Origin of the sequence: Sphingomonas sp. 8AM (assembly GCF_902506455.1) — a bacterium.
In the GTDB taxonomy this organism is placed as follows: Bacteria; Pseudomonadota; Alphaproteobacteria; order Sphingomonadales; family Sphingomonadaceae; genus Sphingomonas.
Genome location: NZ_LR733844.1, coordinates 1,995,604 through 2,021,265, shown reverse-complemented (window position 1 = coordinate 2,021,265; position 25,662 = coordinate 1,995,604). Strand labels below are relative to the sequence as shown.

Genomic DNA, 25,662 nt, shown 5'->3' with positions numbered 1-25,662 from the left:
ATGATGCGCGCAACGAGGATGATCGCCGGGCTGTTACTGGCCGGAACCGTGCTGGCCGGGAGCGTGCGGGCGCAGGAAATCGGCAACGCGGGGCCGTATAATGCGCGCTTTTTGCAAGGCGGGATCGGGATCGAGCGGCCGCTGGAGCGGGCCGACGCGCTGGTGGCGGCGGGCGCGCCGTACACGATCGCGACTTGGGTCGACGCGGGTGCGCGCAATGACGCGTCGGGGACGCTGATCCGCCTCGGAATACCAGCCACCGGACGCGCCTTGTCGCTCGAAAACGGGCGTATGGTGCTGCGTGATGGCGCGTCGGTGCTGCGTGGTGCGGTTGTGCCGAAAGGTTGGCATCATCTCGCCGCGGTTTCGGACGGCGCGCGGGTGACGCTGTATCTCGACGGTCGTCGCGTGGGCGGCGGTGCGGCGCGGGCGAGTGCGGTCGCGCCGCAGATCGCGATTGCGCCGGCGGAGCACGGCCAGCCGCATTTCGGCGGCGAGTTGATCGACGCGCGCATCACCGGCGCGGTGCTCGACGCCCGGCAGGTCGCGGCGGTGGCACGCGCCAAGCCCGATGCGGCGCTGGTGCAGATGACCGAGGTCGGGGTCGGCTGGCCGTTCCAGAAGCAGGCCAATATCGGGCTGACGACGCAGCAGGACGCGTGGACGCTGCCACAGTCGCGCGATGGCGCCTATAGCGCGCCGGTCGCCAGGCCGGTCTCGAATGTCGCGGTGATGCAGCCGATCGCCGACAACCGCTGGCAGGTGAACGGCTGGACGCTCGCCGCCGCGCCCGAGGTGAAGGGGGACGGCGCGACATTGTCACGGCCCGGTTCGCCGTCGGGGACGTGGCGCGCGGCGACGGTGCCGGGGACGGTGTTGCAAACGCTGGTCGATCGCGGCGTCTATCCCGATCCCTATTACGGGCTGAACAACCTCAAGATCCCCGAAAGCCTCGCGCGGCAGGATTACTGGTATCGGACGCGCTTCACCGTCCCGGCTGCTGCCGCGGGCAAGCGGCTGACGTTGGTGTTCGGCGGGATCAATTACGCATCGGAAATCTGGGCGAATGGGCAGCGCGTCGGCGAGACGCATGGCGCGTTCGTGCGTGGGCAGTTCGATTACGTGCCGGTCGCGGGCGAGAATGTCATCGCGGTGCGCGTCTCGCCGCCGCCCCATCCCGGCATCCCGCACGAACAGTCGGTGAGCGCCGGGGTCGGCGAGAATGGCGGGCAGCTCGCGATCGATGGCCCGACCTTCGTCGCGACCGAGGGCTGGGACTGGATCCCCGGCATCCGCGACCGCAACACCGGGCTGTGGCGACCGGTTGAATTGATCGCGACCGGCGCGGTGCGGATCGGTGATCCGCATGTGGTCACTGACCTGCCGCTGCCGCGCACCGATCGTGCCGACGTCTATGTCACGGTGCCGCTCGACAATGCCGGTCCCGCAACGCCGGTGACGGTACGCGTCGCGTTCGAGGGTGTGACGGTCGAGAAGCAGGTGAATGCGCCTACGGGCAAGAGCGAGGTGAGGTTCACGCCCGCCGAGTTCCGGCAGTTGAGCGTCGCCAGTCCGAAGCTCTGGTGGCCGAACGGCTATGGCGAGCCGCATCTGTATGACGTGACCTATCAGGTTGCGGATGCGCGGGGCGTGTCCGACCAGCGCAAGGCGCGGTTCGGGATTCGGGAGGTCAGTTACGACCTGTCGCTGTTCGACGCCGCGGGGGCGCTGCGGCGCGTCAACGTCCAGACCACCGACGGCGGGCTGGCGGGGACGCCGCTGATCGACATTCGCCATGCCGCGATCAAGCAATCGCCGACCGGCTGGGCAGAGTCGCTGACACCGGCGGGCGAGCGGTCGCGCGGGGTGACGCCGATCACCGAAACCTTGCCGGAGCCGCATCTGACGATCCGCGTCAACGGCGTGCGGATCGCGGCGCGTGGCGGCAATTGGGGCATGGACGATGCGATGAAGCGCGTCAGCTATGAGCGGCTCGCGCCCTATTTCCGCCTCCAGCGCGAGGCACATATGAACATCATCCGCAACTGGATGGGCAATAACAACGAAGAGGAATTCTTCGACCTCGCCGACGAGAACGGCATGATGGTCCTCAACGACTTCTGGCAGTCGACGCAAAATTTCCAGATCGAGCCGGAAGATGCGTCGCTGTTCCTCGACAATGCGCGGGACACGATCGCGCGCTATCGCAACCATCCGTCGATCATCCTGTGGTTCGGGCGCAACGAGGGCGTGCCGTATCCGGTGCTCAACGAGGGGCTGGCGAAGGCGGTGTTCGAGCTGGACGGGACGCGCTGGTTCACCGGCAGCTCGAACGTCGTGAATTTGCAAGGGTCGGGGCCGTATAATTACCGCGCGCCGGTCGGCTATTTTACCGATCTCGCCACCGGTTTCTCGGTCGAGACCGGGACGCCGTCCTTCTCGACCGCGGAGTCGATCGCCAGCTATGTCCCGGCGGGCGACCGCTGGCCGCTGGGCGACGTGCTGGCGTATCACGACTGGCATTTCGGCGGGAACGGCGACACCAGGACGTTCATGGCCGCGCTCGACCGCATGTATGGCGCGGGCACCAGCTTTGCCGATTTCGAGCGCAAGGCGCAGATGATGAACCTCGAAACGCACAAGGCGATGTACGAGGGGTTCCTGGGGCATCTGTGGACCAAGAACTCGGGGCGCTTGCTGTGGATGACGCACCCGGCGTGGCCGTCGAACGCGTGGCAGATCTATTCGTGGGACTATGACACGCCGGCGTCCTATTACGGGGCGAAGAAGGCGGTCGAGCCGCTGCACGTCCAGCTCAACCTGCCCGGCAACGAACTGATCGTGCTCAACACCACGCAGGCCGATGCGAAGGGGCTGATTGCGCGGGTGAAGGTGGTGGGCCTCGATAATCGTGAATTGTTCGCCCGCGACACGAAGCTGGATGCGCTCGCCAATCGCGCGACCGCGCTGGCGGCGGTGCCGCTCGAGCGCTTGTTTGCGACGAACCCGATGGTGCTGGTCAAGCTGTCGCTGGTCGGTGCGGCCGGCGCGGCGGTGTCGGAGAACTTCTATTGGCGCGGGCGTGACGAGAGCGCGTACCGGGCGCTCAATACGCTGGCCCCGGCGGCGCTGACGGCGCGCGCGGCGGCGGCGGTGGTCGAGGGGGCGGACCGGGTCGTGCGGGTGACGCTGGCGAACGATACCGCGACCCCGGCGCTCAACGCCAAGCTGACGCTGGTCGATGCGCAGGGCAAGCGCATCCTGCCGGCGTTCTACGACGACAATTACGTGTCGTTGCTGCCCGGCGAGCGGCGGGTGATCGCGATCCGCTATCCGGTGGCGGTGGCGGCGACGCCGCGCGTGACGCTGGGCGGGTGGAACGTGCCCGCTGCGACGGTGCCGGCCGGGTGATTGACGACGCGGGACAAAAAGCGTTGGCTGCGGTCATGAACGATGATCGAACCCTGATGATGACGCGGCGCGCCTGCGTCGGTGGTCTGCTGGCGCTGGGCGCGTTGCCGGTGCGGGCGGCGGTCGCGGCGCCGGCGTTATGGGTCGGCACCTATGTCGCCGAGGGCGGGGCGGGCGTGATGCCGCTGCGCAAGGTTGGTGATGCGTGGGGGAGCGGCGCGGCGGTGCCGGGCATTCGCAACGCCTCGTTTGCGGTCGGCGGCGCGCGCGGGCTGCGCTACGTGCTCGATGAGCAGTGGAAGGGCGGGCTCGGCGTCTACGATCGTGGTTTCCGCCGGGTGGCGGTATCGCCGACGTTGGGCGCGGACCCGTGCCATGCCGCGCTGTCGCCGGATGGCGGGATGCTGGCGGCGGCCAATTATTCGAGCGGGAGCGTCGCCTTGTGGACGCTCGACCGTGCGACCGGGCTGCCGAAGGGGCCGGTGCTCGCGCTCCAGCACAAGGGCAGCGGTCCCAACAAGGAACGGCAGGCCGGGCCGCACGCGCATTGGGTCGGCTTCACGCGCGACGGGCGGACGCTGCATTCGGTCGATCTGGGCGCGGATGCGATCTTCGCGCACCGGCTCGGGCCGTCGGGCGTCACGAGTACTGACATCGCCTATCGCGCGGTGCCGGGATCGGGGCCGCGGCATCTGGCGCGGCATCCGCGCCTGCCGGTCGCCTATCTGGTCGCCGAGCTGGCGAACACGGTCACGGTGCTGCGCGCGCTGCCGGATGGGCGCTTCGTGGCGCGCAAGGTGGTTCCGACGGCGCCGGCCGGCTACCGTGGCGAGACCTATGCCGGGCATATCGCGATGAACGCGGCGGGGACGCGGCTGTACGTCTCGAACCGCGGGCACGACAGTATCGCGACCTTCGCGATCGATGGTCGGGGCGACCTGCGGCTGATCGGGCATGTCGCCAGCGGCGGGCATTGGCCGCGCTATTTCCGGTTGCTGGAGGAATCGGGCGAGTTGCTGGTCGCCAACCAGCGCTCGGGCGATGTCGCGCGGCTGCCGGTCGGGCGCGACGGCGTGGTGGCGCGCCCGACGCAGGTGGTGCGGATCCCGTCGGCGGTGTTCATCGGTATCTGACGACGATCTTCGCGCGCGGGGCTTCCGCCACGCGAAATGATTGTTATCCTGTGTTTCTGTCTGAAGATGGAGAGTGGGATGTCGATCGTCGTCAATGGCCTGGCGGTGGCACCGCCCGGCGATCCGCGCGTGTCGCTGCTGGATCACCTCCGCGAGACGTTGCACCTGACCGGTACCAAGAAGGGCTGCAACCAGGGCGCGTGCGGCGCGTGCACGGTGCTGGTCGACGGCGAGCGCATCCTGTCGTGCCTCGCGCTGGCGGTGCAATATGACGGGCGCGACGTGACGACGATCGAGGGGCTGGCGGAGGGCGACGCGCTGCATCCGTTGCAGGCCGCGTTCATCGAACATGACGGGTTCCAGTGCGGTTATTGCACGCCGGGGCAGATCTGCTCGGCGATCGGGATGGCCGAGGAGGCGAAGCGCGGGGTGCCGAGCCATGTCAGCGCGGACCTTGGCGGCGCGGTGACGCTGACGCGCGAGGAAGTGCAGGAGCGGATGAGCGGCAATCTGTGCCGCTGCGGCGCGCATAACGGGATCATCGACGCGATTCTGGAGACGGCCATGATGGAGGCGGGCGCATGACGCCGTTCAGCTATGACCGCGCGGGCGATGTCGCCGAGGCGGTGCGGATGGGGGCGGCGCCGGGCGCTGCTTATCTGGGCGGCGGGACCAATCTGGTCGACCTGCTCCGCGAGACGGTGGCGCGGCCGGAGCGGCTGGTCGATGTCTCGGCGCTGTCGGATGCGATCACCGAGACTGGCGAGGGCGGGCTGCTGATCGGGGCGGGGGTGCGCAACACCACGCTGGCGGCGCATCCGGTGGTGCGCGAGCGCTATCCGGTGTTGTCGCGCGCGATCCTTGCGGGGGCGTCGGCGCAGATCCGCAACATGGCGACGGTCGGCGGCAATCTGATGCAGCGGACGCGGTGCACCTATTTCTATGACACCGACGGGTCGCGCTGTAACAAGCGCGAACCGGGCAGCGGGTGTGATGCGCGCGGCGGCTTTACACGCATCCATGCGGTGCTGGGCGCGAGCGAGGCGTGCGTTGCGACGCATCCGTCCGATATGTGCGTGGCGCTCGCGGCGCTGGATGCGGTGGTGCATGTCGAGCGGGAGGGCACGGCGCGGACAGTGGCGTTCGGGGAGTTCCACCGCTTGCCGGGCGAGCGGCCCGATCTCGATACCGTGCTGGAGCCGGGCGAGCTGATTACCGCGGTCGAGCTGCCGGCGCTGCCGGTCGCGGGGCGGTCGACGTATCGCAAGGTGCGGGATCGCGCGAGCTACGCCTTTGCGCTGATCTCGGTGGCCGCGGCGCTGGAGATCGAGGGAGACCGGGTCGCGGATATCCGCGTCGCGTTCGGCGGGGTGGCGCACAAGCCGTGGCGCGCGACGCGGATCGAGGACGCGCTGCGCGGTGCGGCGCTGACCGACGAGGCGATCGGTGCGGCGGCGGCGCGGGAGTTCGCGGCGGCGCAGGTGTTGCGCGACAATGCGTTCAAGCCGGCGCTGGCGACGCGAACGCTGGTCGCGGTGCTGAACGCGCTGAAGACGGGAGAAACGGCATGAGCATCGTCAACGACGCCAAGCAGGCCGCACAGGGACTGATGATGAGCGCGATGCAGAAGCTGGTGCCGCTCGCGCCCGACAGCTGGATACCGGGCGGGGTGCCGGACCCGCTGATCGCGCGCAAGCACGGACTGATCGGGACGCCGGTGTCGCGGCGGGACGGGGCGCTGAAGGTGACGGGCGCGGCGGCGTTCGCGGCGGAATATCGCTTCGAGCACATGACCTATGCCGCTTTGGTCTATGCGCCGATCGCGCGCGGGCGGATTGCGGCGATCGACAGCGCGGCGGCGGAGAATGCGCCGGGCGTGGTGCTGGTGATGACGCACCTGAATGCGCCGCGGATGAAGGACATGCCGGTGTTCGGCTCGGCACCGAACGCGGTCGGGCCGCACAACCTGCCGGTCTTGCAGGACGATCGCATCCACTGGAACGGGCAGCCGGTCGCGTGCGTGCTTGGCGAGACGCAGGAGCAGGCCGATCACGCCGCCGCGCTGCTGGACGTCCGCTATGAGGCCGAGGCGTCGACCACCACGGTCGCGGAAGCGGTGGTGAACGGGACCGAGCAGGCGATGTTCTTCGGCCAGCCGCTGCGCAACGATGTCGGCGATGCCGACGCGCTGCTGGCGAAGGCGCCGGTCAAGGTCGATCGGGTCTATCGCACGCCGCGCCACAACCACAATCCGATCGAGCCGCACGCCGCGACGATCGCGTGGGTCGACGGCGGGCTGGTGATCCACGACGCCAGCCAGATGGTGTCGCAACAGGCCGAGTCGATCGGCGCGGTGTTCGGGCTGGCGGCGGACAAGGTGCGGCTGACCTCGCCCTATGTCGGCGGCGGGTTCGGCAGCAAGGGGCTGTGGGACCATCAGGTGATCGGTGCCGCCGCCGCCAAGCTCGCAGGACGCCCGGTGCGGATCACGCTGTCGCGCGAGGGCGTGTACCGCACGGTCGGCGGGCGGACGCTGACCGAGCAGCGCGTCGCGATCGGCGCGCAAGCGGACGGGACGTTCGACGCGATCGTCCACACCGGCATGTCGGTGATGACCCCGCACAACAACATGCCCGAGCCGTTCATCCTGGGCACGCGCTGCACCTATGCCGCGCGCAGCTTCGCGCTGAAGGTCGAGGTGGCGCGGATGAACATGCTCGCCAACACCTTCATGCGCGCGCCGGGCGAGGCGGTCGGCACCTTCGCGCTGGAGGTGGCGGTCGACGAACTGGCCGCCGAGCTGGGGATCGATCCGGTCGAGTTGCGGATCATCAACGAGCCGGAGAAGGACCCGCTGAGCGGGTTGCCGTTTTCTTCGCGGCATATCGTTACCGCATGGCGGCAGGGGGCGGAGCGGTTCGGCTGGGCCGGGCGCGATCCGCGTGCCGGCGTGCGGCGCGAGGGCGAGTGGCTGATCGGCACCGGCTGCGCGACGGGCACCTATCCCTATTACCGGATGCCGGGCGCGGAGGCGCGGATCACGCTGACGCGCGACGGCGATGCGGTACGCGCGCACGTCGAGGTCGCGGCGGCGGAGATGGGGATGGGCACCTCCACCACCACCGCGATCGTCGCGGCGGAGCGGCTGGCGCTGCCGATCGAGCAGGTCGAGGTCGGGTACGGCGACTCCTCGATCCCGGGCGCGATCATGGCGGGCGGGTCGCAACAGACCGCGGCGATCGGCGCGGCGGTGATCGCGGCGCATAATGCGCTGGTCGCCGACTTGCTGAAGCTGGCGGGCAACGACTCGCCGCTGGCGGGGCTGTCGGCGGACGAGGTCGGCAGCGTCGACGGCGGGCTGGCGAGCCGCACCGATCCGGCGCGGCGCGAGAGCTATGCGTCGATCCTGTCGCGCGCGCAGCGCGGCGCGGTATCGGTGACCAAGGCGGGATCGATGCCGCTGGAGCTGATGCACTGGTCGATGCATTCGCACAGCGCGATCTTCTGCGAGGTGCGCGTCAATGCGGTGACCGGCGAGCTGCGTGTCAGCCGCTTGCTGGGGTCGTTTGATTGCGGTCGCATCCTCAATCCGCGCACCGCCGCCAGCCAGTTCCGTGGCGGGATGATCATGGGGCTGGGGATGGCGTTGATGGAGGAGACGCAGTTCGACGAGCGCAACGGGCGGATCATGAACCCGAGCCTCGCCGAATATCATCTGCCCGTGCATATGGACGTGCCGGAGATCGACGTGCTGTGGACCGACATCCCCGATCCGCACACGCCGATGGGCGCGCACGGGATCGGCGAGATCGGGATCACCGGCGTCGCGGCGGCGGTCGCCAATGCGGTGTGGCATGCGACGGGCAAAAGGGTGCGGGAGCTGCCGATTACGTTGGACAAGTTGTTGTAGGTGGTTCGTTGATCCGCCGCTTCGTCATTGCGAGCGTAGCGAAGCAATCCAGCGCGTCCTGGTCCGGCTCTGGATTGCTTCGCTACGCTCGCAATGACGAGACTGCTGCTGGGGGAACTTGGGTCAGTGGCGTCGATCGTCGTTAGCCGAGATGCAGGCCGCGTTCGCCGATCGGGAGCGCGCCTTGCCCCCAGCGGGCGACGAGCGCGCTGGCGTCGCGATGGCCGGCGTCCCAGCGGCGGCGCACCGAGGCGGGGGAGAAGTCCATCGCCTTGCCCGCCACTTCCGGCTGCTGGTCGGCGTAGGTTAGCGGGCTGAGCGTCACCGCGCGCTCCGCGAACGCGGGATCGGTGGCGTAGCGTTCCCGCCACCGCGTGATGCTGCGGCGGGACTGGATCGCGAAGGTGAGGTCCTGGGCGCGTTCGGCCATCGCCCCAAGTGTCGCGGGGTTGTGCGCGGCGAGCGGGAGCAGGTCGATGGCGATGCACCATAGGGGGCGGTCGCCGGGGTCCGAGAGCAACGGGTCGAGCGGCAGGTTCGCCGACAGGCCGCCGTCGACATAGCGGACGCCATCGATGGTGACCGGCGGGAAGCCGGGCGGGAGCGAGCCGCTGGCGCAGATATGCGCGGGGGTGACGCGCAGCGCGGCGGTGTCGAAGGTCGCGTCGCAGCCGGTGTCGAGATCGACCGCGGTGGCCGTGTAGCGGATCGCGCCGGTGTTGAGCCGGTCGAAATCGATCGACTGCGCGAGCGTGCGCATCAGCGGCGCGGTATCGTAAAGCGCAGGGCGCCCGCCGGGCAGCGTCGCGCCGGGCGGCGAGAACATGCCCGCGCGGCCGCGGAGCATTGTGCCGAGCACCTCGCCCGTTCGTCGCCAGTCATCCGGGATCGCCAGCCAGTCGGCGGCGGCAGCGGGCGCGGGTCGCCAGAAATCGGCGAGCCGCGGCAGGCGGTCGGCGGGTGCGTTGCCGGCGATCAGTGCACCGTTGATCGCGCCAATCGAGGTGCCAACGATCCGGTCGGGGACGATCCCGGCGTCGTCGAGCGCCTGATATGCGCCGGCCTGATACGCGCCCAGCGCGTTGCCGCCGCTCAGCACCAGCGCGATGTCACAGGTGGGAGCGGTGGCCATAGAATATCCCGTGCGATTGGTGCCCGTGCCTTCAACCGTTGCGCGCCGCGAAAGGGTGCGGACGACGGCACCCGATCGCATGATGCGGCGTTCAGCGGCGATGACACAGGATGACGAACGCTGGATGCGCGAGGCGATCAAGGTCGCGCGGTCCAAGGGAAGCGACCCTTCCACCTCGCCGCTGGGAGCGGTGATCGTGCGCGGCGGGCGGGTGATCGCCGCCGAGCGCAACCAGACCCACGAACTGCCCGATGCCACCGCACATGCCGAGATGATGGCGATCCGGCGCGGCTGCGAGGCGGAGGGCGAACTGGAGCTGCGCGACGCGACGCTCTATTCGACGCTGCAACCGTGCGGGATGTGCACGATGGCGTCGATCTGGTCGAAGGTCGGGCGCGTCGTCTATGGCGCCGGGCGCGATGACGTTCACGAGATGTATTTCGAGGACAGGCACATCGATACGCTGTCGTTCATCGCGGACGCCTATCGCGATGACATCGTGATCGAGGGCGGGTGCCTGCGCGAGGAATGTGCGTCGCTCTACTATCCGCCCGACGCCGAGCTGCCGGAGGAGGAGCAGGCGAACCTGTAGAGCGGGATAACGTACCCCGCCGCTTGGCCGATGTGGTCATCCCGGACCCTTCGGGGCAGGCTCAGGACAGGCTTGATCCGGGTCCGGCTTTTTTTGTCATTGCGAGCGTAGCGAAGCAATCCAGGGCGTCGTGGTCCGGCACTGGATTGCTTCGCTGCGCTCGCAATGACGGCGGAAGGGTGTCGTATCTTCCTGCGGCGGCGGTAAGAAGCCGGCCTCGATCAAGCCTGTCCTGAGCCTGCCGAAGGGTCCGGGGTGACGGGCGATTGGTACGAAGCGCGGAGCACGCTTCATCAGCGTCCTCCACTAGACCCCGCCCTCGCCGGGGTGACGAGCCGGCTTCTGAATGCCGGTCAGCAATATAAATCAGGTTTCACCGGGATATTTCGAACTGTTGCCGGGTTGGGCGCGCGAACGATGGAGGAGCGCGGACCATGGCGACGGTGGCGGACACGCCTAGTGGAGCTTCACCGTCGCGTGACGACGAGCGGGAGCGCGCGACGCGCCCGCTGGAGGCGCTCAACTTCTTCATGGCGGACATGCAGGCAGGGATCGGCCCGTTTCTGGGCGTGTTCCTTCAGCAGCGCGGCTGGACCGCGGGGCCGATCGGGTCGGTGATGACCGCCGGCGGGGTTGCGGGCATGTTGATGACCGTTCCGGCCGGCGCGTTCATCGACCATACCGAGAAGAAGCGGCTGGTGGTGATCGTCACCGGCATCTGCACGGTGCTGGCGTCGTTCCTGATCCTGTTCTCGCAGGCCGGCTGGGTGGTGACGGTCAGCCAGGTCGCAACCGCGATCGCCGGTGCGGCGATCGGCCCGGCGGTGACGGGCATGACGCTGGGGATCGTCCGCCAGCGAGGCTTCAACGCGCAGAACGGGCGCAATCAGGCGTGGAACCATGCCGGCAACATGATCGGCGCGGGGCTGTCCGGCTATCTCGGCTGGCGGTTCGGGATGCCGGCGATCTTCTATCTCGCCGCGGTGTTCGGGGTGCTGGCGATCACCAGCGTGCTGATGATCCCGGAGAAAGCGATCGACCATCGTGCGGCGCGCGGGCTGGAAAAAGGCGATGACGAGGACGCGGAGGGCGGGCAGGCCGAAGGTTTTCGTGCGCTGCTCCGCAACAAGCCGATGCTGGTACTCGCCGCCGCGCTGGCGTGTTTCCATCTCGGCAACGGTGCGATGCTGCCGCTGTACGGGCTGGCGGTGGTCGGCGCGGGGAAGGGCAATGCTGCGATCTTCACCGCCGAGACCGTGGTGGTGGCGCAAGCGGTGATGATCGTCGCTTCGCTGATCGCGACGCGGATGTCGGCGGGGCGCGGATACTGGCTGGTGCTGCTGATCTCGTTCGCGGCGCTGCCGCTGCGCGGCGCGCTGGCGGGGACGTTTATCGAACATTGGGGCGTGTGGCCGGTGCAGGCGCTCGACGGGATCGGCGCGGGGTTGCAGAGCGTCGCGGTGCCGGGGCTGGTCGCGTGCCTGTTGAACGGCACCGGGCGGGTCAATGTCGGGCAGGGCGCGGTGATGACGGTGCAGGGCGTCGGCGCGTCGCTGAGCCCGGCGATCGGCGGGTGGCTGGCGCAGGAACTCGGCTATCACATTGCTTTCTATGTGCTGGGCAGCTTCGCATTGATCAGCGTGGCGTTGTGGGTCGTGTTCGCGGGCGTGGTGCGCGAGGCGTGCGCGACGGCGCAGGCGTGATGCGGGTGCTGGTGAAGCGGCGTGCGCTGGGGCAGGGGGGCGGTATGATGATGCTGTCCGGCCGTTCGCGATGATCCTTGCCACGGGTGCGACCTGGGGGATTTGTGCCGCCGCAACCGCGGGGGTGATCGCGCGACCGTTCCGCTGGCCGGAGGCGATCTGGGCGGTGGCGGGAGCGGGGGCGTTGCTGCTGTTCGGGCTGGTCAGCCCCGGCGACGCGCTGGGGGCGGTGGCGAAGGGCGGCGACGTCTATCTGTTCCTGATCGGCATGATGCTGTTGAGCGAGACCGCGCGTGAGCAGGGGCTGTTCGACTGGGTGGCGGCGACCGCGGTCGGCCATGCCGGGGGCTCGCCGACGCGGCTGTTCCTGCTGGTCTATGCGACGGGTGTGGTGACGACGACCTTCCTGTCGAACGACGCGACCGCGGTGGTGCTGACCCCGGCGGTTTATGCCGCCGCGCGCAAGGCGAAGGCCGAGCCGCTGCCGTTGCTGTTCGTCTGCGCGCTGATCGCCAATGCGGCGAGCTTCGTGCTGCCGATCTCGAACCCCGCGAACCTGGTGTTGTACGGGGGCAGGATGCCGCCGCTGGGGGCGTGGTTCGCGTCGTTCGCACTGCCGTCGGTGGCGGCGATCGTCGTGACGTTCCTTGCCTTGCGCTACGTCGAGCGCGCGCGGCTGCGGGGGACGTGCGAGGCGGCGGTGATGCGCGAGCCGCTGAGTGTGGCGGGCAAGGCGGCGCTGGCGGGGATTGCGGCGACGGCGTTGCTGTTGCTGGTCGTCTCGGCGCTCGACCGGCCGCTGGGATTGCCGACCTGTATCGCCGGCGTGGCGACGATGCTGGGGGTGGCGGCGCTGGTGCGGCGCTCGCCGCTCGCGACGGTGCGGGCGGTGTCGTGGAGCGTGCTGCCGCTGGTCGCGGGGCTGTTCGTGCTGGTCGAGGCGCTCGATCGCACCGGCGTGATCGCGTGGGTGGCGGACGGGCTGCGTGGGCTGGCGGCGGACCCGGTGCGCGGCGCGGCGTGGAGCGGGACGATCCTCGCCTTCGGGTCGAACCTGATGAACAACCTGCCCGCCGGGCTGATCGCGAGCACCGCGGTGGCGCAGGCGCAGCCGCCGCGGGTGATCGTCGATGCGCTGCTGATCGGGGTCGATCTGGGGCCGAACCTGTCGATCACCGGGAGCCTCGCGACGATCCTGTGGTTGCAGGCGATCCGGCGCGAGGGCGAGGATGTCGGGTTCTGGCGGTTCCTGAGGGTCGGTGCGGCGACGATGATCCCCGCGCTGGTCGCGGCGCTGGGGGTGAGGTTGTTGATCGGGTAAACCGTCATTGCGAGCGTAGCGAAGCAATCCAGGGCCGGATCAGGACGCCCTGGATTGCCGCGCTACGCTCGCAATGACGGGCCGGTCACCGTTGCGCGCTACGCAGTCTGGCGACGCCGATGCTGTCCATCATCAACTCGTATTGCGCGGGCGAGAAGCCGGCGCGGAGGAAGCGCTTCAGCTCGTCGGTCGGGATCGTATAGCCATAGTGCCAGCCGAGCACCGCGATGCGGCGCAGCGCCTCGAGCCGATCGTCGGCGAGCATGTGGTTGTGCGGCGGCTTGAAGAGCACCGACATCGCCCTGGCGATCCGGCCGGGCTTGTCGAGCGACCACAGCCGGTCCTTGCGCGCCAGCGCCACCACCGACCATTCGAGCGCGCTGAGCCGCGCGGGCGCGTCAGTCGGCAGCGGATCGGCGCACGGCGTGATGGCGGCGGGGAGGGGGGCGGTGGTGACAACCGAGCGATCGTCGTCGAGCATCAGATAGGCCATGGGCGAACTCCCTTGGAAACGGACGGGCGCAGCCGTTCCCGGCGTCGCGGACGACGGGTGGGAGCGCTGGCAGGTGGCAAACAAAGAACGGGCGGGTCGCGCGCCTCTCACGACGCGCCGGTACGAACGAAGCAACGAGGATCCATGAGCGGCTCCTGCGATGAGGAGGAACCGCGCTGGCTCCTCATTCCATACCGCGTGGTATATAAAGCGTCCGAACGCCCGTCAACGGCTTTGTGTACCGATCGGTAATTTATTTTACCGTCAGCTTGTCGGCCACATCGACAGCGCAATCGTCACCACGCCGTCGAGATCGTCGCGGGTCGCGCCGGAGGTGGCGAGCACCGCCATCCCCTGCAGGATCGCATAGAGGTAAAAAGCGAGCCCCTGCGGATCGAGGTGCTGCGGCAGGTCGCCATCCTGCCGCGCCTGCTCGAAGCGCGCGACCAGCGCGGCGTTCGAGGATTGCCGGCGCTGCATGATGTGCGCCTTGATCGAATCGCCCTCCGCGCCACACGCGCTGGCGCTCACCACGCCCATGCAGCCCTTGGGATCGCACGTGCTGGTCTGCGCCGCGACCGCGCCGCGCATGAAATGCTCCGCCACCGCGCGTGCGGTCGGCTGCTTCAGCGCCTCGCGGGTATAGGCCAGCTTCTCCGCCTCGTAGCGGTCGAGCGCCTGATGGAAGAGCTGTTCCTTGTTGCCGAACGCAGCGTAGAGGCTGGGCTTGGTGATGCCCATCGCGGCGGTCAGATCCGCCATCGACGCGCCGTCATAGCCCTTGGCCCAGAACACGCCGAGCGCCGCGGTGAGCGCGGCGTCGGGGCAGAATTCGCGCGGACGCCCCCGGGTGGGGGCAGGGGCGTCGGCGGTGGTGATCGATTCCATAACGGCCGGTATATAATGATGCCGACCCGCGCCGTCGAGGGGCGCTTGACCGGCCCCCTGCGCTCCCCGATACCGTCCCGGTCGATTTGGGAGAGACCGGGTGACGCCCGGCGCCGAAGGAGCAACCGCCCCGGAAACTCTCAGGCAGAAGGACCAGATCGACGACGGACATCTGGAGAGAGGCGCGAGGGGCAGTCCTCCTGGCGTCCGCCGACGGGATAGCGATCTCAGGCGCAAGGGACAGATGGGGCATGATGGCGCCGCGCGCGGCGTCCGGGGAGAGCACATGCACGCCGACACGACCCACAAGCCGCTCGATCGCTGCGCGACCCGCCCGATCAGCGTGGCCGAATTGTTCACGATTGGTGTCGGGCCGTCCAGCTCGCACACCGTCGGGCCGATGCGTGCGGCGTTCGACTTCGCGCAGCGGGCGGTCGGGCTGGCGCAGGACGTGGTCGCGGTGCGCTGCGACCTGTACGGCTCGCTGGCGCTGACCGGGCGCGGCCATGCCACCGATACCGCGGCGATCCTCGGGTTGGCGGGGTGGGAGCCGGAGCGCATCGACCCGGATGGAGCGCCCGCGATACTGGCGACGATCCGCGAGACCTCGCGACTGCGGCTGGCGGGCGCGCGTACGATCCCGTTCGCCGAGGCGGCGGACATCGTCTTCCATCCGCGCGACTTCCTGCCCGAACATCCCAATGGCATCAGCTTCACCGCGCGGCTGGCGGACGGGACCGGCTATGCCGAGACCTATTTCTCGATTGGCGGCGGTGCGATCCTGCGCAAGGGCGCGCCGGTCGCGGCGGAGAATATCGCGGTGCGGCATTCCTTCTCGTCGAGCGCCGAACTGCTGGCGCTGGGCGATGCGACCGGGCTGACGATCGCGCAACTGGTCCGCGCCAACGAGGAAGCGTGGCGCAGCGGCGCGGAGGCAGATGCGTTCCTCGACGCCGTGCACGCGGCAATGAACGCCTGCATCGATCGCGGTATCGCGCAGGACGGGCTGCTGCCCGGCGGGCTGAAGGTGCGCCGGCGCGCGCGCGCGCTGGAGCAGGCGCTGACCGGCAACACGCCGGGCCGCAACCCGGCGGAGGTGTTCGAATGGGTCAGCCTGTGGGCGCTGGCGGTCAATGAGGAAAATGCCGCCGGCGGGCGCGTCGTCACTGCGCCGACCAATGGCGCGGCGGGGGTGCTGCCGGCGGTGCTGCGCTTCTACGAGACGCTGGTCGCGCAGACCAAGCCCGCGCCGGTGCGGCAGCAGGGCGTGCGGTGCTTCCTCTACACCGCGGCGGCGATCGGGATGCTCTACAAGAAGCGCGCCTCGATCTCGGCGGCGGAAATGGGGTGCCAGGGCGAGGTCGGGGTCGCCTGCTCGATGGCGGCGGGGGCGCTGGCGGCGGCGCTCGGGGGCAGCAATCGGCAGATCGAGAATGCCGCCGAGATCGGCATGGAGCACAATCTCGGGCTCACCTGCGATCCGATCGGCGGGCTGGTGCAGATCCCGTGTATCGAGCGCAACACGATGGGCGCGGTCAAGGCGATCAACGCTGCCTATCTGGCGCTGCGCGGCGACGGCAGCCATGTCGTCAGCCTCGACGCGGTGATCGAGACGATGCGCCAGACCGGCGAGGACATGCGGACGCAGTATAAGGAGACCAGCCTTGGCGGGTTGGCGGTGAACGTGGTGGAGTGTTGATAGCCCGGCAACAGGCATCGCCCGGTTGCGGGGCACTCGGGCGAGCGAAGACGGTTGTAGAGGGGACGCCTTCGGGCGTAATCCAGATTTAGATCGTCCGGATCGGAGTATGCGTGACCCCCGAACTTCCTCCTGCGTTGCGCGAGTATCTGCGGCTGTCGCGGGTGGCGCTGGCGATCGCGACCGCCGATGACGACAACCACCTGCTCGCGGTCAGCGACCGTTTCAGCGCGCTGACCGGTTATGCGCCGGAGGATGTCGTTGGGCGCAACTGCCGGATGTTGCAGCGGTCGGCCGCCAACGAGGAGCCGCGTTCGCGATTGCGCGAGTTCCTGGGCAACCCGCGGCAGGAGAATGTCCGCACCTCGATCGTCAACTTTCGCAAGGATGGGACGCCGTTCGTCAACCTGCTTTATATGTCGCGGCTGCGGGCGCTCGACGGCACCGCCCGCTACATCTTCGCCTCGCAATTCGACGTCAGCCGCTCGCAGCCGGACCTGCTCAGCGACTATGACGACGAACTCGGGCGGACGCTGGGGCGGCTTACGCCGATCGCAGGGGATGCGGGGATCGTGGTGGAGGGCACGCTGCTGACGATCGCGAACAGCGCTGCAACCGTCGCACAGGCCAAGATGATGCTCGCCAGCCTCGAGTACGACCACAGTGCATAACGGCAGCGGGTCGCCCACCGCCTCCTCCGCGGACCGGCCAGCGGTGCCGGTGGTCGGGATCGGCGCGTCGGCGGGCGGGCTCGAGGCATTGCGCGAGATGCTGGCGCCGGCGCAGCGGCCGACCGGGCTGGCGTTCGTGGTCGTCCAGCATCTCGATCCCAATCACGAGAGCATGCTGGCCGAACTGCTCGATCGCGCGACGGCGCTGGACGTGCTGCAAAGCGCCGGTGGCGAGCGGATTGAGGCCGACACGGTCTATATCATTCCGCCCGGCCGCGGGCTGGCGATCCGCGACGGCGTGCTGGAGCTGACCGACTTCGCGCAGCCGCGCGGGCTGCGCCGCCCGATCGACGACTTCTTCCAGTCGCTGGCCGGCGACCAGCAGGCGAATGCCGCCTGCGTGATCCTGTCGGGCACCGGGGCGGACGGCACCACCGGGCTGCGCGCGATCAAGGAGAATGGCGGCGTCGCGGTCGTGCAGGAACCGGAGAGCGCGCGCTACGACGGGATGCCGACCTCGGCGGTCGGCACCGGGCTGATCGACTTCGTTAGGCCGCCCGGCGAGATCCTCGAATGTCTCCGCGGCTTCTTCCGGCGTCGCAGCACCGAGCCGGGTGAGCAGGAGGCGAGCGTCGTCGCCGATCATGTCGACGATCTTTGCCGCGTGTTGCGCAACGCGATCGGACATGATTTCTCGGGCTACAAGCGCTCGACGCTTATCCGGCGGGTCGAGCGGCGGATGCATGTGCTGGGGATCGGCACCGGTCGCGACTATCTGGCGCGGGTGCGCAGCGATGCCGATGAATGCGAGGCGCTGTTCCGCGATCTGCTCATCAACGTCACGCGCTTTTTCCGTGACGCCGAGGCATTCGAGACGCTGCGCACCCAGGTCATCGAGCCGTTGCTGCGCGAGCGCGCCACTGACGACGACCTGCGCGTCTGGGTGCCCGGCTGTTCGAGCGGGGAGGAAGCCTATACGATTGCGATGCTGTTCGCCGAGGCGGCGCGCACCTCGGGCCAGCCGCTGGCAGTGCAGATCTTCGCCACCGACATCGACGAGCAGATGCTGACGATCGCGCGCGAGGGGAGCTATCCGGCGGCGGCGCTGGTCGATCTGCCGCCCCATTTGCGCGAGCGCTACACCGTGCCGCACGCCGAGCGGTTCACGATCGCGGGGCAGATCCGGGACATGATCCGCTTTTCGAGCCACAGCCTGGTCAAGGATCCGCCGTTTTCGCGCGTCGATCTGGTCTCGTGCCGTAACCTCCTGATCTATTTCGACGATCGGCTGCAGCAGGCGGTCTTGCCGTTGTTCCATTATGCGCTGCGTCCCGGCGGTTTCCTGTTTCTGGGGCCGTCGGAGAGCATCGGGCGGTTCGAGCATCTGTTCTCCGTGGTCGACCAGCATGCGCGGCTGTTCGAGCGCGCGCCGGGCGCGCCGATCTACCCGATCGACCTGCCGGGCAACGCGCGCCCGACCGGGGCACGCCGCGAGCGCGACGGCCGCGGCGACAGCCCGGCGTTGACCAACGAGAGCGCCGCGATCCGGCGGATCGTCGACCGCTATGCGCCGGCCAGCCTGATCGTCGATCAGGACGGCGGGATTATCGCAGCCTATGGCAAGCTGAGCCGCTATTTCGACTTCCCGGTGACGCGGACGGGCGGCAGCAGCGCGGTGAACCTCGCCCGGCCCGGGTTGCGCACGGTGATCGGTCCGCTGCTGCGGCAGGCGCGCGACGAGCGTCGCCGTGTGGTGGCGCGCGACGTGGAGGTCGAAACCGATTACGGCATCCAGCCGGTCGAGGTGATTTGCGACCCGCTGGGCGACGGCACCTTGCTGTTCGTGTTCCGTGACAGCGGCGCGTTCCGGCCGTCGGACCAGGGCGAGCTGGAGGACCTGGCCGCCACCGACGACCATCTGGAGGCGATCGAGGACGAGCTACGGCTGACGCGCCACCGCTTGCGTACCGCGATCGAGGAACTGGAGACCGCGAACGAGGAGCTGAAAAGCTCCAACGAAGAAATGATGTCGATGAACGAGGAGCTTCAATCGACGAACGAGGAATTGTCGACCGTCAACGACGAGCTGAAGGGCAAGGTCGAGCAGCTGACGGTCGCCAATTCCGATCTGCGCAACTTCCATCAGTCGACCGAACTGGCGGTGGTGGTGCTCGATGCCGATCTGAAGGTGCGCAGCTACACCGAGGCGGCGGTCTCGATCTTCCCGTTGCAGCCCGCCGATCGCGGCCGGCCGCTGAGCGATGTCGCCAGCCGGTTGCGCGGTAACGAGTTCCTCGACGACGCCCGGGCGGTGGCGGCCGGGGCGCCGGCGACGCAGCGCCGCGTGACGACCAGCGACGGCGAACGCGTGCTGTCGCTGCGCGTGCTGCCGTATCGTACGCAGAGCGGCGCGGTCGACGGCACGACGCTGGTGCTGACCGACATCACCGAGGCGCTGTCGCTGGAGCGGCAGCTCGCCGCCGAGCGCGAGCGGCTCGATCTGGCGATCAAGGCCGCCGGGATCGGCGTGTGGGAATATTGTCCGGAGACCGGCGAGACGGTGCTCGACGGTGTCGAGCAGCGCCTGTTCGATATCGCGGGTGAGGAAGCGACGCGGATCGACCCGCTGCTCGGCCGGATCGAGCCCGAGGATCGCGGTACGGTGGAAACCGCGCTCCGCCGCGCCGTGGAGCGCAACGGCGATTACGAGGCGACGTTCCGGTTGCGCCCGATCGACGGCGAGCCGCGCTGGGTCAAGGGCTTTGGCCGGGTCATCGCGGGGAGCAACCCGCCGCGGCTGGTCGGCGTGTCGATCGACGTGACGCCCGAATATACGCTGGCCGAAACGCGCGAGCTGATGCTGCGCGAGATGAACCACCGCGTGAAGAACCTGTTCGCGGTAATCGCGGGGATGATCACCGTCGCGGCGCGCAACCATGACGAGGTGCGGCCGTTCGCGACCGACCTGCGGCAGCGGATCGCGGCGCTGGGATCGGCGCATTCGCTGGCGGCACCGGCGGGTCAGCCGCAGGCGATCGCGCTCGACGAACTGGTGGCGGCGACGCTCGCGCCGTATCGCGATCATTCGCATATCACGATCGAGGGGCCGACGGTGGCGCTCAAGCGGCAGTGCCTGTCGTCGCTGGCGCTGGTCCTTCATGAGTGGGCGACCAACTCGGTCAAATACGGCGCCTTGTGCGGCGAAAACCGCGACGGTGAGGCCGATGGCGGCACCGGATTGACCGTGCGTTGGGAGGTGAACGACGACGGACTGGCGCTGGAGTGGGACGAGACCGGTCGCGCTGACGCCGGAGCCGATGCGGACGGCGCGCCGCGGGGCTTCGGATCGCTGCTGGTCCAGACAAGTGTCCGACAATTACTTGGCGAGGTACGGAGCGAGGTTGCTGGCCGATCGTTTCGGCTGCGAATGAAACTGCCTGCGAGTGTGCTTGCCCGTGACTGATCCTGCCGACATCGACGTCCTGCTGGTGGAGGACGAGTTGTTCATCGCGCTCGATCTTCAGGAAACGATCGAGGGTGCCGGCTTCCACGTGGTGGGGCCGTGCGCGACCGTCGTCGAGGCGGAGGCCGCGATCGAGACGCATGCCGCACGCTTCGCTGCGGCAGTGCTGGACGTGCGGCTGGCGGACGGGACCGTGTTCCCGGCGGCGGACCGGCTGCATGCGGCGGGGGTCCCGCTGCTGTTCCATTCGGGACATGCCGACGATGCGGCGCTGCGGTTGCGCTATCCCAGTGCGACGGTGTGTCCGAAGCCGAGTGCGCCGGATGCGCTGGCGGAGGCGCTGCGAGGCTGCGCGGCGCGGCGGGCGGCCTGATTTTCGCCGGTCGTCTAAGTGGCTGCAGACGAGAGCAGCGTTGCTCCGGGGTCAGGCCGGGGCAACGAAAAGGGGGGAGCTAAATGCTCCCCCCGTTCCTATTTACTTACCGCGCAGCGTGTTGAGCAGCGCGAGACCGATCACGCCGCCAACGGCGGCGGCAGCGAACGGCCGCTCGTTGACGAAGCGACGCGCCTGATCGATCAGCGGGCGGACATTGTCCTTGGCTTCACCATAGGTCTTCTGCACGGTGCCCTCGGCACGATCGGCCGAACCCTCGGCGCGCAGCTTGTCGTCGCCGAACGCCTTGCCGAGGCCTTCCTTCAGCTTGCCGCCCAGATCGGTGGTCGTGCCGGTCAGCGTATCGCTGTTCATCGAACATCTCCTTGGTTGCGATCCACCGCGCCGGAGTGTCCGTCGCGGGTTCGGGGGGCATAACCGGGATCAGGCCCGGTTCGTTCCGCCGACCCGTCATTGCGCGCGAGGCGAAGGAAGCGAGTGTCGGCTCAGGATGTGCTGGATTGCTTTGCTACGCTGGCACTGACGACGGGGTGGCCAGTTTCGCCGCCGCCGCTTCGTGGAGGTGCGCTTCCAGTTCGGCGGCGCGGTGGTGCGCGGTGTGCTCGGCGAGCACGCGGGCGCGGCCGGCGGTGCCGATCGCATCGAGATCGGGGCGGGCGAGCGCCGCCTCGACGTCGTCGCTGGTATCGGCGAGCAGGATCTCGGCATCCGGCGTCAGCAATTCGTCGATTCCCGGCCAGCGATCCGAGACGATCGGCGTGCCGCAGGCGGTCGCCTCGAACAGCCGCACCGACGGCGACCAGCCGGCGGCGATCATGTCGGCGCGGGTGACGTTGAGCGTGGCGCGGCTCGCCGAATAGAAATCGGCGTGGTCGGCGGGGGCGAGATGCTCGATCCGCTCGACGTTGGCGGGCCAGTCTATGGTGTCGGGGTATTGCGGGCCGGCGACGACGAAGCGCTTTTCCGGGTGACGTCGCGCGGGCTCGATCAGCAGGCGGTCGAGCGTCGGCTGGCGATCGTCGCTATAAGTGCCGAGATACGACAGGTCCCAGCGCTTGTCGACGCCGGTCGGGCGGTAGCGGTCAGCATCGACCGAGCAATAGAGCGCGCGCGCGGCGGGACTCTTGTAGCGCGCCTCGATCAGCCGCAGCGTCGGGCCGCCCGTGAACGAGCAATAGACGTCGTAGCCGGGGATGACCTCGGGCGAGACATAGTCGCACGCGCCGCGCGCGAGTTTTGCGAGCGTGACCGGCGTGTCGATGTCGTAGAAGGTCGTCACGCCGCGCGGCCATTGCTGGACCAGTCTGCCGATGTCGATTCCGTCGGGGACGTAGGAGCCGACCATCACCGCATCGGCCTGTTCGATCTCGGTGCGCCAATCGGCCAGCGCCGCGAGGCTGTCGTAGAGTTCGAGCCGGCAGTAATCGGGCGCGGGTTCGTCGCGGTGCGCGGCGTACCAGGGCATGTCGCGTTCGAGGAACAGCACGTCGTGCCCGCGCGCGGCAAAGGCGCGGAGCAGCGCGCGGAAGGTGGTGGCGTGGCCGTTGCCCCAGCTGGAGCTGAGCGAGAGGCCGAGGACGACGAGCTTCATCACGCAGCCTCGCGCTGGCGGGCGGCGTGCGCCTTGAACAAAGTGTCGACCTGCGCGCCGCGCAGATCATAGGTGTGTTCGGCGAGGACGCGCTTGAGTGCGGCTTGTCCGATCTGCTGCGCGCGTTCGGTGGTGAGCGCGGCGAGATGGTCGGCGACGTCCTGTCCGTCGCGCGCGACCAGCACTTCCTGATCGGGGATCAGGAACAGCTCGATCCCTTCCCAAGCGTCGGTGATGAGGCAGGCGGCGGCGCCGGCGGCCTCGAAGACGCGCGTGGCGGGCGAGAAGCCGATATGCGCCATCGAGTCACGCGCGACGTTGAGGACTGCGCGCGGCGTGCAGTTGAAGGCGTTGTGCTCGGCGGTGAAGACATGGCCGCGGTGGCGGACGTTGCAGGGCATGTGTTTGGAATCCCAGCCGTTGCCGCCGATCAGGAAGCTCTGCTGCGGGAGCAGGGCGGCGGGGCGGAGGAAGAACTCTTCGACGCGCGCCTCGCGGTCGGGGAGGCGGTTGCCGAGGAAGGCGAGGTCGCAGGCGAAGCGGTCGTCGGCAGGGACCGGGTGGTGGGTCTGCGGGTCCAAGGCGTTGTAAACGGGCACGCACTTCACCGCGCCGAACGCGCGATAGGCGTTCACGACCGGATCGCCGCCACCGTAGGTGAGCACCATGTCGAGGTGCGGCAGCGCGGCGGTGACCGGATGATCGGGGTCGGCGCGCATCTCATCGAGCGTCGCGGCGGCGTCGACGTCCCAGAAGATCTTGAGCGCATCGGGACGGGCGTGCGCGATGATGCCTTCGAGCAGTTCGCGATCGAAGACGCCGACGCCGTTCGCCTTGACGACGATGTCGGCGTCTGCCGCCTCGGCCAATACATCGCGCAGCGCATCGTGCGTCGCGGGATAGACGACGACCTTGGCATAGGCGGGCGGGTCGATGTCGCGATGCTGTTGCCGCTCGAACGCATCGGGTTCGTAGAAGGTGATGTCGTAGCCGCGCTCACCGAGCGCGCGCAGGATGCCGCGATAATAGGTCGCGGCGCCGTTCCAGTAGGAGGACAGCAGACTGGACCCGTAGAAGGCGATCTTCACGCTGGGATGCTCCGTAAATGGGAAGGGGCGTCGAGGCCGGCGAGGATTGCCAGCAGTTCGTCGACGCGGTGCGCGCAGGTGTGGCGCGCGTGGATGGTTTCGAGCCCGGCACTGGCCAGCGACGCGCGCAGACCGGCGTCGTGGCGCAGGTCGCCGAGGATGCGCGTCATGTCGTCGGGCGTCTGCGCGAACAGGAAGTCGGTGCCGGGGCGGAACAGATGCTCGGCATCGTCCCATGGCGCACTGGCGAGCGGCAGGCCGCAGGCGAGCGCCTCGAACATGCGGATCGTCGGGATGCCGGGCAGAATCGTCGTGTAATAGCGGCGGGGCACATGGACGGTCGCCAGTGCGCGCGCGAAAAGCGCGGGCGCGGCGGCGTTGGGTGCCCAGCCGTGATAGCGCGCGCCATACGCCGCGAGCATCGCCTTGCCCGCGTCGGGGTAGCGGACGCCGTAGATGTCGAGCGGCAGCCCGGCGTCGCGCGCGGGGGCGAGCAGATAGTTCTCGATCTCGGCAGTGCGCTCGCCATCGCCCCAATTGCCGATCCAGACGAGGCCGTCGCGCTCCGCGCTGTCGACCGGGAAGAAGCGGCGCGTATCGGCAGCTTCGTGCCACGTCCAGACACGGTCGCCCCAGCCCCAGTCGCGATAGACGCGCGACAGCGCCTCGCCGAACGCGAGCACGCCGTCGTACCCGTCGAGATCGTAGGCGCGCATCTCCTCGGGCGCGCTGACCGCGCGGTGATGCGTGTCGTGGAACAGCAGCGTGAAGCCTGCCCCGTCGCGGCGCAGCTTGCCGAGCGCGGCGACGAGATCGTGCGCGTTCCATTCGTGGACGATCACCACGTCCGCACCGTCGACCAGTTCGGTGAGATCGGCGTCGGGGGTGAAGGTGTGGGAGGACAGTTCAGGGTAGGCGGTGCGATAGGCGTCAAGCCCGGCGTCGCCGTTGTCGGCGAGCAGGTTTTCGAGGCTCCATGCGCCGGCCGGTTCGTAGACGCGCACGTCGTGCCCGCGCGCGATCAGTTCGGAGAGGACGCCGCGCAGGAAGTGTGCGTTGCCGTGGTTCCAGCACGAGGCGAGGCTGTGGGTGAAATAAACCAGCTTCATGCCGCGACCCGCTCGCCGGTGGTGGTGACGCGATCGAAAAGCGCGGCCATCGCGCGCGCGGTCCGTTCGGGCGCGTAATCGAGCGCGCGGGTGCGGGCGAGCGCGCCGCGTGCCAGCCGCAACTCGGTGTCGGCGGCGAGGTTGGCGATCGCGCGCGCGAAGCCCTCGGCGTCGTCGGCGGCGACGAAGGTCGCGACGCCGTCCCACAATTCGCGAAAGGTCGGGATGTCGGACAGTACCAGCGCGCAGCCGGTCAGCGCCGCTTCCAGCACCGCGAGCCCGAACGGCTCGTACCAGGCGGCGGAGGCGAAGATCGGGCGGGTCGACAGCGCGGCGGCGATCGCGGCGTCGCTGATCCGGCCGAGCGGTTCGAGGTGGTGGAGCTTGTGGTGTTCGCCGTGCGGACCGCGTGCGGGGCCGGCGGCGCGGAACGTCAGCGGCAGCGTGGCGGCGGCGCGGTCGAGCGTCGCGATGTTCTTGCCGCGATCCCACAGCCGCCCGGCGGTGAAGGCGCGCGCGTCGAGCGCGCCGGTGGCGGCCGGGAGCGTGCGACCGTTGTGGATCGCGCGCGGCGCGACCGGGAGCGCATAGAGCCGCTGGATCGTCGCGGCGAAGGCGCGGGTCGGGCAGACGATCGCGTCGGCCCGGGCGAGGCCGCGCGCGACCAGTTCGGTCTGCCAGGCGAGATCGGCGGGGAGCGGGCCTTGCTCGACCGCCTCCCACCAGCTTGCGACACAGCTATGGACGACCGCGACGACGGGCATGGCGAAATCGGCGATGGCGAGCGCGGGCTGGTTGAGCTGGACGACATCGACCGCGCGCGCGGCGGCGAGTGCGGCGATCGCATCGGCGGCGACGGCGACTGCCTGCGCATCCCTGGCGAGCCAGTCGAGCGGGAGACGCGTGTCGATCAGCGTGACGCCTGCCGCCCCGGCCTGCGCGTGGTGCGCGGGCGAGGGGGCGGGGCCGAGCGTGGCAAGGTCGACCGACCAGCCGGTGCGGACCAGATCGCCGGCGAGTTGAAGCGCATATTGCCATACCCCGCCGACGGCATCGGCGGTCAT

At 69.1% G+C, this 25,662-nt stretch carries 20 protein-coding genes and 1 riboswitch; of the genes, 12 read left to right on the top strand and 8 right to left on the bottom strand.

Features of this window, described 5'->3' with window-relative positions; translation table 11 throughout:
• The first annotated feature begins 3 nt into the window (after positions 1-3).
• The 5 genes from BACI71_RS09480 (at position 4) to BACI71_RS09460 (ending at position 8,454) form a co-directional block, all read left to right on the top strand.
• The gene (locus tag BACI71_RS09480) at positions 4-3,411 is read left to right on the top strand and encodes a glycosyl hydrolase 2 galactose-binding domain-containing protein (RefSeq protein WP_236552923.1); all 3,408 of its coding nucleotides are present in this window, start codon (positions 4-6) and stop codon (positions 3,409-3,411) included.
• 35 nt (positions 3,412-3,446) lie between these two features.
• Positions 3,447-4,544, top strand: coding sequence for a lactonase family protein (locus tag BACI71_RS09475; RefSeq protein WP_159758064.1), 1,098 nt, complete (start codon positions 3,447-3,449; stop codon positions 4,542-4,544).
• 78 nt (positions 4,545-4,622) lie between these two features.
• Entirely contained in the window at positions 4,623-5,129 is a 507-nt protein-coding gene (locus tag BACI71_RS09470; protein ID WP_159758062.1) for a 2Fe-2S iron-sulfur cluster-binding protein, read from the top strand.
• Positions 5,126-6,115 carry an FAD binding domain-containing protein gene (locus tag BACI71_RS09465; protein WP_159758060.1) on the top strand — a complete coding sequence of 330 codons (990 nt, stop codon included), beginning with the start codon at positions 5,126-5,128 and terminating at the stop codon, positions 6,113-6,115. The genes BACI71_RS09470 and BACI71_RS09465 overlap by 4 nt, the downstream gene beginning before the upstream one ends.
• Positions 6,112-8,454 (top strand): xanthine dehydrogenase family protein molybdopterin-binding subunit, encoded by a 2,343-nt coding sequence (locus BACI71_RS09460; RefSeq protein WP_159758058.1) that lies wholly within the window; start codon positions 6,112-6,114, stop codon positions 8,452-8,454. The genes BACI71_RS09465 and BACI71_RS09460 overlap by 4 nt, the downstream gene beginning before the upstream one ends.
• Positions 8,455-8,596: 142 nt before the next feature.
• Here BACI71_RS09460 and BACI71_RS09455 read toward each other — a convergent pair whose 3' ends face one another.
• On the bottom strand, positions 8,597-9,586 hold the full coding sequence (locus BACI71_RS09455) for a patatin-like phospholipase family protein (protein ID WP_159758055.1): 990 nt from the start codon (positions 9,584-9,586) through the stop codon (positions 8,597-8,599).
• A 100-nt stretch (positions 9,587-9,686) separates the two neighbouring features.
• Between BACI71_RS09455 and BACI71_RS09450 the strand changes: the two genes are divergently transcribed.
• The 3 genes from BACI71_RS09450 (at position 9,687) to BACI71_RS09440 (ending at position 13,202) form a co-directional block, all read left to right on the top strand.
• Positions 9,687-10,178, top strand: a complete 492-nt coding sequence (locus BACI71_RS09450; protein WP_159761060.1) for a nucleoside deaminase — start codon at positions 9,687-9,689, stop codon at positions 10,176-10,178.
• A 434-nt stretch (positions 10,179-10,612) separates the two neighbouring features.
• Positions 10,613-11,881 carry an MFS transporter gene (locus BACI71_RS09445; protein ID WP_159758052.1) on the top strand — a complete coding sequence of 423 codons (1,269 nt, stop codon included), beginning with the start codon at positions 10,613-10,615 and terminating at the stop codon, positions 11,879-11,881.
• 70 nt (positions 11,882-11,951) lie between these two features.
• Positions 11,952-13,202, top strand: coding sequence for an arsenic transporter (locus BACI71_RS09440; protein WP_159758049.1), 1,251 nt, complete (start codon positions 11,952-11,954; stop codon positions 13,200-13,202).
• An 85-nt stretch (positions 13,203-13,287) separates the two neighbouring features.
• Here BACI71_RS09440 and BACI71_RS09435 read toward each other — a convergent pair whose 3' ends face one another.
• Both BACI71_RS09435 and BACI71_RS09430 read right to left on the bottom strand, forming a co-directional pair.
• Positions 13,288-13,695 (bottom strand): hypothetical protein, encoded by a 408-nt coding sequence (locus tag BACI71_RS09435; protein ID WP_236552922.1) that lies wholly within the window; start codon positions 13,693-13,695, stop codon positions 13,288-13,290.
• A gap of 264 nt (positions 13,696-13,959) precedes the next feature.
• The gene (locus BACI71_RS09430; protein WP_159758046.1) at positions 13,960-14,583 is read right to left on the bottom strand and encodes a TetR/AcrR family transcriptional regulator; all 624 of its coding nucleotides are present in this window, start codon (positions 14,581-14,583) and stop codon (positions 13,960-13,962) included.
• Between the two features lie 77 nt (positions 14,584-14,660).
• A riboswitch (glycine riboswitch) is annotated at positions 14,661-14,749 on the top strand.
• A 120-nt stretch (positions 14,750-14,869) separates the two neighbouring features.
• Between BACI71_RS09430 and BACI71_RS09425 the strand changes: the two genes are divergently transcribed.
• From BACI71_RS09425 to BACI71_RS09410, 4 genes are all read left to right on the top strand, one after another.
• Complete coding sequence (locus BACI71_RS09425; protein ID WP_159758043.1) at positions 14,870-16,282, top strand: L-serine ammonia-lyase; 1,413 nt, start codon at positions 14,870-14,872, stop codon at positions 16,280-16,282.
• Positions 16,283-16,395: 113 nt separating this feature from the next.
• Entirely contained in the window at positions 16,396-16,953 is a 558-nt protein-coding gene (locus tag BACI71_RS09420; protein ID WP_159758040.1) for a PAS domain-containing protein, read from the top strand.
• Positions 16,946-20,416, top strand: a complete 3,471-nt coding sequence (locus BACI71_RS09415; protein ID WP_268894063.1) for a CheR family methyltransferase — start codon at positions 16,946-16,948, stop codon at positions 20,414-20,416. The genes BACI71_RS09420 and BACI71_RS09415 overlap by 8 nt, the downstream gene beginning before the upstream one ends.
• The gene (locus BACI71_RS09410; RefSeq protein ID WP_236552921.1) at positions 20,409-20,789 is read left to right on the top strand and encodes a response regulator; all 381 of its coding nucleotides are present in this window, start codon (positions 20,409-20,411) and stop codon (positions 20,787-20,789) included. Before BACI71_RS09415 ends, BACI71_RS09410 begins: the two co-directional genes overlap by 8 nt.
• 102 nt (positions 20,790-20,891) lie before the next feature.
• On the opposite strand, the gene BACI71_RS09405 is transcribed toward BACI71_RS09410, so the two are convergent.
• The 5 genes from BACI71_RS09405 to BACI71_RS09385 form a co-directional block, all read right to left on the bottom strand.
• Entirely contained in the window at positions 20,892-21,164 is a 273-nt protein-coding gene (locus tag BACI71_RS09405) for a CsbD family protein (RefSeq protein WP_159758037.1), read from the bottom strand.
• A 154-nt stretch (positions 21,165-21,318) separates the two neighbouring features.
• Positions 21,319-22,401 carry a CgeB family protein gene (locus BACI71_RS09400; RefSeq protein ID WP_159758034.1) on the bottom strand — a complete coding sequence of 361 codons (1,083 nt, stop codon included), beginning with the start codon at positions 22,399-22,401 and terminating at the stop codon, positions 21,319-21,321.
• The gene (locus BACI71_RS09395; protein ID WP_159758031.1) at positions 22,401-23,489 is read right to left on the bottom strand and encodes a CgeB family protein; all 1,089 of its coding nucleotides are present in this window, start codon (positions 23,487-23,489) and stop codon (positions 22,401-22,403) included. The genes BACI71_RS09400 and BACI71_RS09395 overlap by 1 nt, the downstream gene beginning before the upstream one ends.
• Positions 23,486-24,598: a CgeB family protein gene (locus tag BACI71_RS09390; protein WP_159758028.1), complete on the bottom strand. Its 1,113-nt coding sequence runs from the start codon at positions 24,596-24,598 to the stop codon at positions 23,486-23,488. Before BACI71_RS09390 ends, BACI71_RS09395 begins: the two co-directional genes overlap by 4 nt.
• A complete protein-coding gene (locus tag BACI71_RS09385; protein WP_159758025.1) occupies positions 24,595-25,662 on the bottom strand; it encodes a glycosyltransferase family 4 protein in 1,068 nt (355 codons plus the stop codon). The genes BACI71_RS09390 and BACI71_RS09385 overlap by 4 nt, the downstream gene beginning before the upstream one ends.